Below are 14,915 nucleotides of genomic sequence, written 5' to 3'. Positions count from 1 at the left end.
ATATCTGTTTTCTAATCGTTGCGGCTTATAATAAGTAGTTCCATTAATACTGCCGTCCGCTTCACCCGAATAAGCTTGTATACTTTTTTCGTAACAATTTCTCAGAAAGTTATTCATTTATTGGAGACTTCGTGAAAATCGTCCGATATATTAATCGCTTTCGATCTTTTCTTTCCCCTTCGCGAATATCTCTTAATAAATGATGGCGCTTCGAATGATCCTTAAATTTATACATATTGCCGCTTACAATGATCTGAATCTCTTTATTTAATGTCCTATCATAGCGTTCAAGAACTTGCTTATCCAATAGTAACATTGCTTTATATAAAGCAGGGAAAATGGCATTAATATTATCATTATCATAAAAATAACCGATAATTTCATTCTGATAAAACTCTAACAAGTTTCGATCCAATCCATGATGTGCTTCCTCTTCAACCAAGTCAAACTTTAAATCAGTATAAGCTAACAGAAACTCTTCAATCCTCTCACGTGAATCCGTCTGGCTAATTGATGGATTGGAACGTGAGTCATTCCGCTCTCTATGAAAATAGATCGCTTCCTCTAAATATAGTACATTACTAACTTTTTCAAATGCCTTAAATGAAAATTGTAAATCCGTATAGCTGTTCAAATCGTTAGCAAATTTTATACGTTGATTTACAATCAATTCTCTGTTAAATAAAATATTCAAAACCGAGTTATTGTTAATTAATTGAAATCGATCTTCCATATATGCTTTTGGCTTAAACAAGCCTCGAAACGTAATGGAAAAACTGCTACTTAAGTCCGTTATTTTTATTTCCCCTTTAATTATCTGATGATTCCCTATATTACTCACTAATAGTTCAATAGTCTCGGAAGGTATATAATCATCACTGTCTAAAAAGTAAATGTAGTCACCAGTCGCTTGTTGAACTCCAAAATTTCGCGCAAATCCTACGCCTCTATGTTTCGGTAAATGATATAGTTGAATTCTTTCATCTCTCTTTTTTAATGCATGTAGTAAACTCGTACAGACTATATTACTTCCATCATTAACTACTATTATCTCTGTATTGTTATAAGTCTGTTTCAATGCCGAATTTATACAATCTTCAACATATTCTTCCGTATTAAAAACTGGAATAATTATTGATACCTTTCCCATCTTGCACTCCCCTTTTCAAATCATCACCATAATACTATATATGCATTACAATAACCATGGTTCTTTAGGTCTGATTATCGCTTGGGATGAAAGGGTAAAAGACTCGTAGACAAAAATCAATTTCATAGTATTTTACTCTTACCAAATTGTATAATTATCCAGGAATATTTGATCAGATAATAATGGTGAACAATATTCTTAATTATTTAGAATATAATTTGTTTGATAGGGAAAAGATTAAAAAATATATTTTTACCTTCTAGCAAAATTATTTTAATACCATATAATAGTATCAATGTTACAATAGATTTAATTAATTTATAAAGTCTTAAAAGGGGGCATGAATGTGAAAAACATTCTTATTAGATCGGGAATTTCACCACTGGATACATTTGATCCGGCATACATGTTAATTAAGAATTCAATTGGTGGTAATGTAGGAAACTTAATATACGCGTATAGTGTTTACCGAACCCTTATGACAGAAAATACAAATATTGTGCCTGACTATTATAGGATAAACGAACAAGATGCAGATAAAATTAATAAAACTTATGATTATTATATTATTCCTTTAGCAGACGCATTTAGACAGAACTTTATTCCACATTTACGCAAATACACGAAGCTAATTAAAAAGTTGACTATACCTGTTATAGTAATTGGTGTAGGATTACGTGCACCTTTTGAGCCCAAATTAGGAGAAGGTTTTCCATTTGATAAAGATGTAATAGCTTTTGTAAATGCTGTATTAGATAAGTCCGCAATGATAGGAGTTAGAGGAGAAATAACAGCTCAATATTTAAACAGATTAGGCTTTCGTGAAGAAATTGATCATACTGTAATCGGTTGTCCATCTATGTATACCTTTGGTAAAGCATTAGAAATCCGTAATACAAATATTACTAAGGATTCTTTAATATGCTTTAATTCATCTATGCTTTCGCCCAAAAACGTCCTAGACTTTATTACACGAGGAATGAAAGAATTTCCGAATCATTATTTTATCCCACAATGGTTAAAAGAAATGAAGCTAGTTTTTTCAGGTACTCCTTCTCTCAATGAAAAAGCCGATAACTATCCGGCAAAAATGTCACATCCAGTTTATGCTAATAATCGAGTTCGTTTCTTCCTAAATGCAGCAACTTGGATTGACTTTATGCGTAGAATAGACTTGAGCTTTGGCGCAAGATTACATGGAAATGTCACTGCTACAATTGCCGGAACTCCTAGCATCATTATTCCTAAGGATGCCCGAATGAGGGAACTTGCCGAACACCATAACTTAACTAGGGTTTGGTGGAACGATATTACTGAGGATACATTTCTTGAAGACATTATCGAAAAAAGTGATTTCAAGGCACCAGAGAAAGTACAAACTAGAAACTTTGAACATTTTATTAAGTTTCTTAACAAGAATAATTTATCACATATATATAATGAGCAACAGGTATCAGATGTTGTTCCTTTAGAAGAGAAAATTTCAAAATTAGAACTTCAACCTCCTCTTACACCTGTCACAGGATGCAACAACTCTGACCTTTTACTACGCTTGCAAAAAATTCAGCAATTACTTGAGAAAGAGAATAGTGAAAAAGCTAACAAAATTAAAGGAATAAAAAGAAATAAGGATAAGACAATTAAGGAGATTAAAATGGAGGAGGATGAAAGGCGGTTAATTATTGAAAAAAAATTCAGAAAAAAAGAAGGAATATTACAGAAAGAGTTAATGAAAAAAGAGGAAACAATAAAACGTTTAAGAGGAATTTTAAACAGGAAATCCGTACGACTAACTTTAGCAACTACTAATAAACTTAAATTTAAATAGACCAACTTTTATTTTAGATCCTCCCACCTTTCATTTTTTAGGATAATTTCAATTTATAAAGAGCTATGAGTTAACTATAAATAAATATCACCTTTGAAATCCATTCAGAATTTTCAAAGGTGATAATTTTTATTCCTATTTTGTTCTAAACATATTTGCTGTCTTTAAAGCTAAACGAACAGACTTTCTATTTATAGTTCCTTCAAGATACTTGATTCGTTTATTCTTTTTTGCAATTTCCTTTTTATATTTCTTTTTAACTCGAGTAGCCTTCTCATCCTCTAGTGGATAGAACTTCTCCCATCTTTCTACCATTTCTTCCATTGTACATCCGCTGACAGGAACAAGAGGCTGCTTAAATTCTACTTCACTTATTTTATCATCCAATGGAATATCTGCTGGATTTAAATTTTCTTTATAAACATGCGGCAAATTATTTTTATTTAGAAAATCAATAAAGTTATCAAAGTTTCTTGCTTGAACTTTTTCAGGTGCTTTAAAATCTACTTTCTCAACGAGATCTTCAAGCCTTGTCTCATCTGTAATATCATTCCACCAAACACTTGTTAGATTATGGTATTCGGCAAGTTCTCTCATTCTAGCGTCCTTTGGAATAATGATACTCGGAGTTCCAGCAATAGTAGCCGTCACATTACCGTGTAGCCTTGCACCAAAGCTTAAATCAGCCTGACGCATAAAATCAATCCAAGTTGGAGCGTTTAAAAAGAAACGGACTCTATTATTCATATATGCAGGACTTGACATTTTTGCAGGATAGTTCTCGTCTTTTTCAGAAAGAGAAGGAGCACCCGCATAGACTAGAATCATTTCTTTTAACCATTGAGGGATAAAGTAATGATTTGGATAATCTCCCATACTTCTCGTAATAAAATCTAACACATTTTTTGGTGAAGTCATGGATGAATTAACGCAGACCATTGATTCTTTTGTTATATTTGTTTCTCTAATATTTAACTTTCTGCCAAACGTATACATAGATGGACAACCAATAACGGTATGGTCAACCCCTTCACGGAAACCCAACTTTGTCAGATACTGAGAAGTAATTTCCCCACGAAGACCAATTATCTCAGACTTTTCTAAAACAGCACTCACAAAGTCTTTAACGTCTTCATCATACGGAAATCCTTCATCAAGCTTAGGTTCAAACGGAGCGCGTAATCCAACACCTATCACGTAAACAGGAATTTTTAATTTTTTAATCAGTTTTGTATAACGACGTAATAAAGGAATAAAATTAGGACGAAATGCATCAGCTAAAGGAATGACATAAGCATCGTATTTTTCATTTATCTCGTCAGCTCTGTTAGGATCTGTATTGTAATAATCCGGTACGATATTTGTATTTTCGGTCATTAAAGTACGATATATACTATAAGCATAAATTAAATTTCCTACATTTCCTCCAATAGAATTTTTATTTATCATATAAGAAGCATCAAATGTATCTAATGGCGATATACCGGATCTGATTAAAATATTTCTCAATTGTTAACTCTCCTTGTTTTAAATATAAAATGTTTTTGTTCATATGATAGCTTAAGCATTATCTTCATCTTCTTCATGCAACGATCGCTCAAATAATTCAATTCTAGACTTCGGAGGCTCCAACTTAATGTCTAATACTTCTTCTTCTTCATACTCCGATTCTAAACTTGGGATAATTACTTCGTCTACCACATTCTGTGATGCTTTCCCTAATGTTCCATTAAAGAAATAACGAACGAATGGTTTAATTTTTTCTAACTCAAATTGTTCACTTTGGATGGTTTTAATTATTTCTTCGGTTGTTTTTACTAATGGTCCTGGAATAAAGTTAAAATAATTATAGTAAAAATCTCGAGTTCGAATATAATCTTCGACATCAAATGCAAAGAACAACATAGGCTTATCTAATAGAGCATATTCAAAACATACAGATGAATAATCTGTTATTAAGATATCTGTAACTAAAAGTAGATCATTTATCTCTCTAAAATCACTAAAATCGTAGAAAAAGTCGATATATTCATAAGGGATTGAAAGTTTATTATTAACAAAAGGATGAATTTTAAATAGAAATACATAATCGTCTTTTAATTCTTCATAAAGCTTTTTAAAATCTAAAACATGGAAAGGAAAATGAGCCGATGATTGACCATTTCCTCTAAAGGTAGGTGCGAATAATATAACCTTCTTCTCCTTTAAGAAAGGATATTTGTCATATAATGTCTTTCTAACATATGCCTTGTACTCTTCATCAAAAAATATGTCTGATCGTGGAACACCTGTGGGATGAACTTTATCAACCTTTACCCCAAATCCTTCTGCATAATGTTCACGCACACCTTCACTGCTCACCGTCACCTTTGTATAATTACGATGATTTCTTGATCTTGGTGAAGGTCCCCCCGGTCTTCCAATTCTGCTAAACCCAAACGTTTTAAATGCTCCTGCAGCATGCCATACTTGAATGAGATCACTATTTCTTCTAATATTTAAAGGATATATTAAAGGATAAAAATCGTCTAATAAGATTATTTTAGAAGTCGCAAAGTGAAATGCAGTTTTTAAAAGATTAGAGAATGTTTTTGTATTATCTATTCGTTCATTAAAGATAAACTTGATTTTTAAATCTAAATTTCTTTTGTAAAGTTCTTCATAAACAAAATACAGGTTTCCGTTTAGTTCGGTACGACTATCCGAAGCAAATGAGACTTTCCTCTTATTTATTGGTAAAATACTAAATAAGATATAAAATAACTTGAAAAATCTTCTTTTAACTGCTTGAACATAACGATGTTCTACCTTCATTCCTTCCTCTTCCGATAATTCTTGGGGATTAAAGGATTGAAGTAGAGTGTTTTCAAGTTTTAGTGTTTTATGCTTTGCATCAAACAAAGCTATCAAATTATATTTCATAATCAGTGTTGATGAATAATAATGAAGATGGGTGGTTATCATTCCATTATTCAAAAAGTTTTTGAGCGTTGATAATTGGACTGTTTTTAAATATTTAACATCATCATTTTCATTTAAAAGCTGTTCTAATTTGATATAAATATTGTATTTGCCTTTTTCAAGTGGCTTGCCATTTGACATGACTGCCAAGTCGATAGATAGTTTAAAACCACCCAACGATTCTTTATCTTCAATTTTTGAATTTTCATGATTCGTAACTTCTTCAAATGTACAATTATCTAACGGGATCTCAACAATATGCATGTCAATAATTTCTTTATCAGTTAAATCTTGATACTGTTCATCCTTACTATATTCTTCTCGGAAAGATTTTATATCTATTTCAGGAACAAATATTAACGTTTTTCTTATTCTATCCTCTGAATAAGAATAGATTCCTGTCACTGATACATAACCCTCTAATTCTAGATTCGATCCTTTTAACGAAAAGTGTGTAAGATCAAAATTTACTGGTGAATCCGTTCTAATTACTGCATCTTCATTATCAATTGGAGAACCTAACATGAGTTCACCCTCTTTCTAGCTATATATAAAGTGAGAAACTATTTTTTTTGCAACGTTTTCTGTATGGTCAAAATTAACATGAACCATACGTGATGTATTATAATGTTCGTTACTTTTTCTTGTATTTATCCAATGCACCAAATTCTCTTCGTCCCTAAGAATTGCTCCATCAGATATCTCTTCAATAGATTGATACAAACCGCGATTTTTCGTATAGTCATCTATATCGGGAACATAATGTGCTATAGGTCTTTCTAATAATGCAAAATCAAAAATGGATGAAGAATAATCAGTTATAAAAGCATCCGACACTAACATCCATTCATTTATTTCATATTTATTAGCTATAACTACATTAGGATTTTTTTCTAAATTAACTAGCTCGATTTTAGACATATACGGATGAGCTTTAAAAATTATTTTCACATCTTTATTAATGTCTGTAATAAAATTAGAAATAATACTGCTAATATTAAAGCTAGACTCTTTCTGAATTCCACCAGCCCTATAAGTTGGCGCTATTAAAATATTGATAGACTTATCATCTTTTAATAGCGGGTATTCTGTAAATAACTTATTTTTAATTTGTGCAATCTGCTGTTCATTTTTAAATAAATCTATCCGTGGAATTCCTAACGGATAAATATTATGCATCGACATATTAAATGCCTCCGCATAAAAAGGTATGATATTTTTAGATGATACATATACATGGGTATAGTTAGAGTGTATTGGTATTAATTTTAAATAATTATCTGCTGGTCCAAATTGAGTTCCGATTGTACTGTAACCAAATTTCTTAAAAGCGCCGGCTGCATGCCACAACTGGATGACTTTCAAGCGTTTATTTGGCTTGACCAAATAGATAGGAAGATAATAATCATCTAATATTAAATATCTAGCATTACATATAGTAAAAAGCTCTTTGAATAAGTTAAGATTCATCTTGTTCTCTGTATAAACTAGATGAATCTTAACGCCATCTAACTGATTAAGTAACTCTTCATAAATATAATATGAGTTACCTTCTATATCCTTACTTCTTGATAGAATAAATACAGCTTTTTTATCGTTGTGTTTTTTTACATGCGTCATGATAGTATACAACGTATTATATATGGTCTTATACATCACAATTAACGATGTTTTTAAATAATCTCTTACTACCACTTAGATCATCCATCTCATTACAGTCTTCCCCCAAGAACTAGATAAGTCACTTTCAAAAGCCTCTGTAATATTCTCAATATCTCGTACCGTATGAACTTCTCCCACAATCGTACCTAAATAATCAACAATATCTGTATACTCTTTATATATATCAACTGTCCGCTGAAAATCTTTGGCTCCACTTCTACTACTTCCGATAAGTGTCAAACCTTTTTCCAAGACCATTCTAGTATTTACTTCAATTGGATATTCGCTAACACCTAATAAACTTATTGTACCTTCGGGGTTAATATGGTCAATAATCTGAGCTAAAGCATACTGACTTCCTTTCCCTCCAGCACATTCTATTGCATGGTCTATTTGAATATCATTCGGAATGGCGTCAATCTTTATTGCATCATCTACAAAAGAAAAATGATTCATTTTATAATCTGTCTTACCGAAGATAATTACTTTGCTATCTGGATATAACTTTTTCAAAAATAGACAAGTTATATACCCTAAGTTACCATCTCCCCAAACCCCAAATGTTTCGCGGCGAGCATGTGCTTTTTTCTCAAATCTACTTAGTGCATGGGTAGTAATCGTAACAAGTTCTGTAAATGCAGCAACATCTAAGTCTATATCCTGTGGCAATTCAATTAATCGATCCGTATCTGTGAATATATAGTCTTGCATAAATCCATCATATCCACTTGATCTAAATCTACTTGTTCTTAAATAATTTTCTGCAATATTTGGGTCTGACTCTGTCGGTAAATTCGGAACCATAACGACTTTTGTTCCTAGCTTAAATGTGCCTGTAGGATCGAACACCACTTCTCCAACACCTTCATGAATCAAAGCCATAGGAAGTTTTTCACGCATAGCTTGTTCTCCGCGTGTTCCCGTGTAGTACCTTTGATCTGCAGCACATATGGATAGATGAGTTGGACGTACAACAACTTGATTTGCTGTAATTGATTTATCTTTATACGTTACCTCAAATTGTCTCGGAGATACTAAACGATATACTTGGTTTATCATTTATCTAAACTTCCTTTTATTATTGAATTAGCTACATTCAAATCATATGGTGTTGTTATTTTTATATTAAAAATTTCACCTTTTACGAGTTTCACTTTTCTGCCTTTCATTGTAAAGACCTTACAAGCATCTGTTAAAATTTCTTTCTCTTCTTTTGATAACTCATTGTATAGCTCTTTTATTGTTTTCATAGAAAATGTTTGTGGAGTCTGTCCTTGGTGCATGATATCTCTTCTTGGTATATCACTAATAAAATCATTATCAGCTGATTCGACAATTGTATCGATTGCTTGAATGGTAGTATCTACAGCTCCATACTTTAAACCCATTTCAATATTCTCTTCAATAATTCGATGAGTTAAAAATGGCCTAACCGCATCATGGGTTACTAAAATATCATCCTCTGATAAATCACCATTTTCTTTCTCCACATAGTTAATTATATTCATGATTGTATCGTTTCTTTCACTTCCGCCCTCTATAACTACAACGTTAGGTAAATCGATTTGAAACTTCTTTAAAATATCTTGTGTATAGTTTATCCATTCTTTCGGCGAAGCTATGATAACTTTATTAAAACGAGGATTTAATACAAACTTTTCTACTGTATGCACTAAGATAGGTTTGTCATTCAATAATAAGAATTGCTTTGGCATTGGAACATTTCCCATTCGTGTTCCTTGTCCCCCTGCCAAAATCCCAGCATAAATCACTATAAACACCTCATCATATATAAAATAATTGTAATCTTTTGTAGACATACCATAATAAATTATACTAATGATAATTCCAAAATACAACCAATTGAAGAAGTTAGCAAAAACGGTATTTACTAATAGTGTTCTTAAAAAAGAATCCCATAAAACAGTACAACCTGATTATTCTTTTATTTAATCAGGTTGCTTTTGTATCTCATTCTTATTCAATTAAACGACTATGATGGATCCAAACTTTTTCTCCTTCTAAATATCCATAATACCAATATCCATTTCTAACTTTATCAGTTCTCTCCACATGGAATTCTTTTCCCTTGAATGGTGTTAAATTCTTAAAAACAACATTTTTTTTCGTACCCCATGGTCGATTATATGCCAATCCTTCCCCATCTAATTTAAATACTTTAGTGTCTTGATCTATGAAGATTAAATCATGAGACACAACGTCTGTTGCCTTCATCCAACCAATTATCCCTCTACTTGCGCTCGGTTCATCACTTAGTAAATAAAAGCGATCGCCATTTAAAATTGCTTGTTTTTTTATATAATAAGACTCGCCAGTAAGTCTTTTCGAGATTGTGAAATCAGACAACATTCGAGGATCTTTATAAATAGGTAGTCTATCTTCTTGCACCCTGCCAATTTTACTAATTAACTGTTCTTTGTATTCAGTAGGTTTTGGTTCAATTACTTTTAAGAACTCCTTATAATCTAAGTTTTGATTCATTGCCTGAGCCCGATATTCTTCCCGCTTATTTTTAGATAGCTTTTTCCACATGTTTAAAAACTCTTCATACTTCGGCATGATAGCTTCTACATCACCATAATCTTTAACCATACCAAATTCCAACCAAAGAATTTTATCGCAAAACTTTTTCATTTGCCCAAGAGAGTGACTAACAAAGATCATCGTTTTTCCGGATTTTTTAAACTCCTGCATTTTGGCTAAGCTTTTTTCTGCAAAAGCCTTATCTCCAACCGAAAGAGCTTCATCTATAACTAGGATATCGGGATCAATATTAACGGAGATTGCAAAACCTAAACGTGACTTCATCCCACTTGAGTATGATTTAACTGGCTGATCAATAAACTTTTCTAATTCCGCAAATTCAATAATATTATTTTCTAGTTCTTTAATCTCTTCTTTACTAAACCCTAGCATTAAAAGTTTAAGTTCAATATTATCTCTGCCCGTAAGATCATTTTTTAATCCTGCTGCCACGGCAATTAAAGATACTTGTCCATTAATTTTCACAGTACCTGAAGTCTCTGGTACAATTCCCGCAATGATATTTGAAAGTGTAGACTTACCAGATCCGTTTATGCCTACAAAGCCTATTACCTCTCCATGGTTAGCCTCAAAGTCAATATTAGAGAGAGCAAAAAAATCATCTCCATAACTTTTTGGTGTGATTAAATCAAGAAATCTCTCTTTCGTATTATTATACAGTTTATATTTTTTAGTTAAATTTTTAACTGAAATTGCTTTGTCCACTATCATCACAGACCTTTATAAATAATCAATAAAATGCCTTCTGAATTTAACATGCAACATAGATCCAAAAATAAGTAACAAAATAACAAGTCCCCAAAAATAGAGCGAATATTGCCAATGAGCTATAAAGTACCATTCAGTACCAAAGAAAGAAGCTCTATACCCCTCAATTAAATAAAATAATGGGTTCAATTTCATAATTTGCATAAGTAATGGAAATTCTGCCAACAAAGTTATAGGCCATAAGACCCCCGAAATATACAACAACATTCTTAATATCGAATTTAACAACATATGAAAATCTCTTACAATTGTTGATAGAGTTGAAGTAATTAAAGATATTGCAAACAGCAAACAAAAGGCTGCGAACATAAAATATAATAACTGAATGTAATAAACGGAAATATAAAACCCCATAAATTGGAATATAATAATTGAAATTCCTACCAAGAATAAATGTATATAAAAATTCGAAAATATAACAAAGTTGGGTATAACACTCATTGGAAAGTTCATTTTAGATAGCATACGTAACCTTGTGTAAATTGACTTCGAACCTTGAATTAATGCTTGATAACTAAAAGTCCATAAAAAGAATCCTGCTAAAAGCCATGCAAAAAAAGGAATTTCGGTATTGCCCATTTCAATGGGTGCACGACTTCTAATTGTACCAAATACAAACCAATATATTAATAGTTGTATTGCCGGGTTAATTATTTCCCACAAAGTACCTAAATAATTATTACGATTATTACTCTTTATTTCATAAACGGATAGCCTTCTGATTAGATAAAAATTATTTATTTGTTCTTTAATAACTGTAATTGCAGATTTCATTTGGTTTTACCCTTTCATCCCTTCGTCATACCTAACGCACTTTATAAATTATACATGTAAGTATTTTAAAACACAAAAAAGACGTGTAATAAATACTTTAACTTATAATAGGACCTGTTATGTGTTTTTTTGATATTTTTTTACATTTTGTGTTTTTTTTAATGCTTTAATTCTGATATACTAGTAATATGGTACGTTATTGCTATAGGTAATTTGGTAACTTAAAAATTTATGAAGGAGTGATTGGAATATTAAAGAAAAAGTTTAGTGTGCTTTTTGTTCTGCTAGTTTTATTGAGTAATACATTTTTCGCCCCATTACAATCATTTGCAAGCAGTGAGACGAAAGATCTATCTGAAAGTGAACTGAAGATAGGAAAGATAGTAACAGATCAAGAGGATGGAGTTCCACTCTATAAGAATGCAGAACAAATCGATGCTAACGAAACAGAGAACGAAATCGCCGAGACAGATGAAGACATTGATTCTAGCAATATATTAGTCTACTTAAACAATAATGAGATAGTAAAAATAATTGAGGAATTTGAAACATATTCTTTCGTTGAATTTATCTCAAATGTAGATAATGCAGAGGATGTCTTTCTTTCAGATGATCATAATAAGGATGATCTGGAAATCGAACAAGGATACATAGACAATAAATATCTGGAAATTGATAGCAAAGTTACCGAGACTAATAGCGACCAAATTGAAAGTGATCCACTGGAAGACACGGACAAACAAACCGATCAGGATGAATCTTCTACTAATGTTGATGTAAATGAAGATGACTCTGCCGATTCGCTTGAAGATGAAATTGCAGACATGGAAGACAGTGAACAGGAAAATGTATCTGAAGAAGAAGTAAATGATAATTCTTCACAGACAACTGAAAATGATGAGGAAGAAGAACAACCGAAAGAAGAACAAGTTGATAAAACCGAGGAAAAAACATCTCGTTCTTCTCTACAGACATATAATATCTCCTCATTTGATCAACAGGGTGTCGCAGGAAAAGAAAACACATATATCCGAAAAGAGGCCACTACTAAGTCTGATCCGTTAACAATAGTACCGGCCGGTACTGTCTTGAAAATTGCCCCTTATAATGAAAACTGGTATGCAGTTTCCACAGGTGGCTATATACATAAAAAGCATTTTGAGCTAGCCGTAAAAAAACAAGAATCAATACACGGTGTTGCGTTAAAATCGCCAACAAATATTAGAGAAAATGCTTCGACAAAGTCTAAAGTTGTTAAGACATTTCCAATCGGCTCTATAATTGATTATAAGACATTTTCGGAACACTGGTATCAAGTGACCTTTGACGGAAATAAAGTTGGTTATGTTCACAAAAAACATGTCGATAATGCTTTACCTAAGCAAGAAAGTCTGCGAGGTGTTACATTAAAATCACCTACGAACATTCGGACAACACCTTCAACCAAGTCAAACGTTTTAACGACTTTCCAACAAGGTACAATTATTGATTATAAAACATTCAATGAATATTGGTATGAAGTTACGGTCGATATAAATGGAACTAAAAAGACTGGGTTTGTACACCAATACCATGTTGAAAACGCAACTGTTAAGCAAGAATCTTTGCGTGGTGTTGCATTAAAATCTCCTACTAACATTAGGACTTTACCATCTACGCAGTCAAATGTTCTTGCTACTTATTCAATTGGATCTGTAATTAAATACAAAACATTTAACGACTACTGGTATGAAGTTGAAATGATTATTGGCGGGAAACGTGTTTCCGGATTTGTTCATAAAAAACACGTAGAAAATGCAACTGCTAAAGAGGAAACTCTACGGGGTGTAGCACAAAAATCGCCAACGAATATCCGAACAACACCTTCAACCAAATCCGATGTTTTAACAACTTATCAAATTGGATCTGTCATCAACTATAAAACATTTAATGACTACTGGTATGAAGTTTCTGTAAGAGTTGGTGGTGTTCAAAAGACTGGGTTTGTCCATAAAAATCATGTAGAAAATGCAAAAAAACAAGAATCTATTAAGTTATATACTCTTAAATCTCCTACGAATGTGAGATCACGAGCTTCTACACAAGCCGACGTCATTGGAACATTCCGTGCTGGACAAGAGATAACCCTAAAAACATTTTCTACTTTCTGGTATGAGGTTACGATTAACGGTAAAACTGGTTATATCCATAAAAACCATGTCGGAGATCCTAAAGATATTAGAACGAATTATAATATCACTCTAGATGAAGCATTAGCTATTCAGATGAAAGCAACACCTCAAACCGATAAAAAATATGCATGGGTATCAAAGACATATATTAATAATAATAAAGTTATAGCTGAGTCTGGCTTAAATGTAAGAATTGGTCCTGGTAGTAACTTTAAATCTCTTGGAACCTTATTAAATGGAACTACTGTTAATATTTTAGATGAGTATAATGGTTGGTACGCAATCGACTATAATCATACAACACAGTGGGTTCATGCTAGCCCTAAAGATGTTCTATACTATTTAAATCCAAATAATTTTGTAAACCATGAAAAGCAAATTTTTCAATTTTTAGATTTATCAAAACCTAGTGGAGCAACAGCAGCTGTACTAAATAAAGCTTTAAAGGGTAAAGGAATTTTAGAGGGTCAGGGACAAGCATTCATTGATGCGGGAAAACAAAATGACATCAATGATGTATATTTAATCTCTCACGCATTCCTTGAAACAGGCCATGGTACTTCCGAGTTAGCTACTGGTGTAGAAGTCGGAAAAGATAAAAACGGTAAAACAACAATGGTCACAGCTTCCAATAGAAAAAACTTAACGAACATCAAAATTGTTTATAATATGTTCGGAATCGGTGCGTATGATGATTGTGCATTAAAATGTGGTTCCGAACGGGCATATGATCGAGACTGGACAACACCTTACAAGGCCATTGTAGGTGGTGCAGAATTTATTGGCAATGACTATATTAAAGGCCAAAACACTACAAATACTGTCCAAAACACTATTTATAAAATGCGCTGGAACCCGGAATATATGGAAAGAACTAAAAGTTTCGGTCATCAGTATGCAACTGATGTAGGTTGGGCATCTAAGCAGATTAACAACATGTATAATCTTTACCAACAACTAGATTCATATACTTTAATTTTAGATGTTCCAGAATATAAATAATTTTCATTAAAAAAAGTAAAACAGGTAGATATAT

At 32.2% G+C, this 14,915-nt stretch carries 10 protein-coding genes and 1 pseudogene; 2 read left to right on the top strand and 9 right to left on the bottom strand.

Annotation, left to right across the window (positions count from 1 at the left end):
• Positions 1-109: 109 nt before the first annotated feature.
• On the bottom strand, positions 110-1,150 hold the full coding sequence (locus SPD48_RS18035; protein WP_336259529.1) for a glycosyltransferase family 2 protein: 1,041 nt from the start codon (positions 1,148-1,150) through the stop codon (positions 110-112).
• A 346-nt stretch (positions 1,151-1,496) separates the two neighbouring features.
• Between SPD48_RS18035 and SPD48_RS18030 the strand changes: the two genes are divergently transcribed.
• Entirely contained in the window at positions 1,497-2,978 is a 1,482-nt protein-coding gene (locus SPD48_RS18030; protein WP_336259528.1) for a polysaccharide pyruvyl transferase family protein, read from the top strand.
• A gap of 135 nt (positions 2,979-3,113) precedes the next feature.
• On the opposite strand, the gene SPD48_RS18025 is transcribed toward SPD48_RS18030, so the two are convergent.
• The 8 genes and pseudogenes from SPD48_RS18025 to SPD48_RS17995 form a co-directional block, all read right to left on the bottom strand.
• Positions 3,114-4,487: a polysaccharide pyruvyl transferase family protein gene (locus tag SPD48_RS18025; protein ID WP_336259527.1), complete on the bottom strand. Its 1,374-nt coding sequence runs from the start codon at positions 4,485-4,487 to the stop codon at positions 3,114-3,116.
• A 51-nt stretch (positions 4,488-4,538) separates the two neighbouring features.
• The gene (locus tag SPD48_RS18020) at positions 4,539-6,464 is read right to left on the bottom strand and encodes a CDP-glycerol glycerophosphotransferase family protein (protein WP_336259526.1); all 1,926 of its coding nucleotides are present in this window, start codon (positions 6,462-6,464) and stop codon (positions 4,539-4,541) included.
• Positions 6,465-6,479: 15 nt separating this feature from the next.
• Positions 6,480-7,634 carry a CDP-glycerol glycerophosphotransferase family protein gene (locus tag SPD48_RS18015; protein WP_336259525.1) on the bottom strand — a complete coding sequence of 385 codons (1,155 nt, stop codon included), beginning with the start codon at positions 7,632-7,634 and terminating at the stop codon, positions 6,480-6,482.
• Positions 7,635-8,660, bottom strand: coding sequence for a ribitol-5-phosphate dehydrogenase (locus SPD48_RS18010; RefSeq protein WP_336259524.1), 1,026 nt, complete (start codon positions 8,658-8,660; stop codon positions 7,635-7,637).
• Positions 8,657-9,373 carry an IspD/TarI family cytidylyltransferase gene (locus SPD48_RS18005; protein ID WP_336259523.1) on the bottom strand — a complete coding sequence of 239 codons (717 nt, stop codon included), beginning with the start codon at positions 9,371-9,373 and terminating at the stop codon, positions 8,657-8,659. Before SPD48_RS18005 ends, SPD48_RS18010 begins: the two co-directional genes overlap by 4 nt.
• Before the next feature lie 205 nt (positions 9,374-9,578).
• Complete coding sequence (locus tag SPD48_RS19985) at positions 9,579-9,836, bottom strand: SH3-like domain-containing protein (RefSeq protein WP_442962174.1); 258 nt, start codon at positions 9,834-9,836, stop codon at positions 9,579-9,581.
• Positions 9,837-10,094: 258 nt separating this feature from the next.
• Positions 10,095-10,871: pseudogene (tagH, locus tag SPD48_RS19980) on the bottom strand (teichoic acids export ABC transporter ATP-binding subunit TagH); the annotation flags it as partial.
• A gap of 15 nt (positions 10,872-10,886) precedes the next feature.
• Positions 10,887-11,708: an ABC transporter permease gene (locus SPD48_RS17995; protein WP_336259521.1), complete on the bottom strand. Its 822-nt coding sequence runs from the start codon at positions 11,706-11,708 to the stop codon at positions 10,887-10,889.
• Between the two features lie 239 nt (positions 11,709-11,947).
• Between SPD48_RS17995 and SPD48_RS17990 the strand changes: the two genes are divergently transcribed.
• Positions 11,948-14,881, top strand: coding sequence for an SH3 domain-containing protein (locus SPD48_RS17990; protein WP_336259520.1), 2,934 nt, complete (start codon positions 11,948-11,950; stop codon positions 14,879-14,881).
• The last annotated feature ends 34 nt before the right edge of the window (positions 14,882-14,915 follow it).

The sequence above is a fragment of the Pseudogracilibacillus sp. SE30717A genome (assembly GCF_037071985.1).
Lineage (GTDB): Bacteria > Bacillota > Bacilli > Bacillales > Amphibacillaceae > Pseudogracilibacillus.
Note: the sequence above shows the minus strand (reverse complement) of the source record. Positions and strands in the feature narration are given on the sequence as shown.

Coding starts and splice junctions, on each gene's coding strand:
- SPD48_RS18035 (WP_336259529.1), bottom strand. CDS start 1,150: ATGGGAAAGGTATCAATAATTATTCCAGTTTTTAATACGGAAGAATAT.
- SPD48_RS18020 (WP_336259526.1), bottom strand. CDS start 6,464: ATGTTAGGTTCTCCAATTGATAATGAAGATGCAGTAATTAGAACGGAT.
- SPD48_RS18010 (WP_336259524.1), bottom strand. CDS start 8,660: ATGATAAACCAAGTATATCGTTTAGTATCTCCGAGACAATTTGAGGTA.
- SPD48_RS19985 (WP_442962174.1), bottom strand. CDS start 9,836: ATGAAGGCAACAGACGTTGTGTCTCATGATTTAATCTTCATAGATCAA.
- SPD48_RS17995 (WP_336259521.1), bottom strand. CDS start 11,708: ATGAAATCTGCAATTACAGTTATTAAAGAACAAATAAATAATTTTTAT.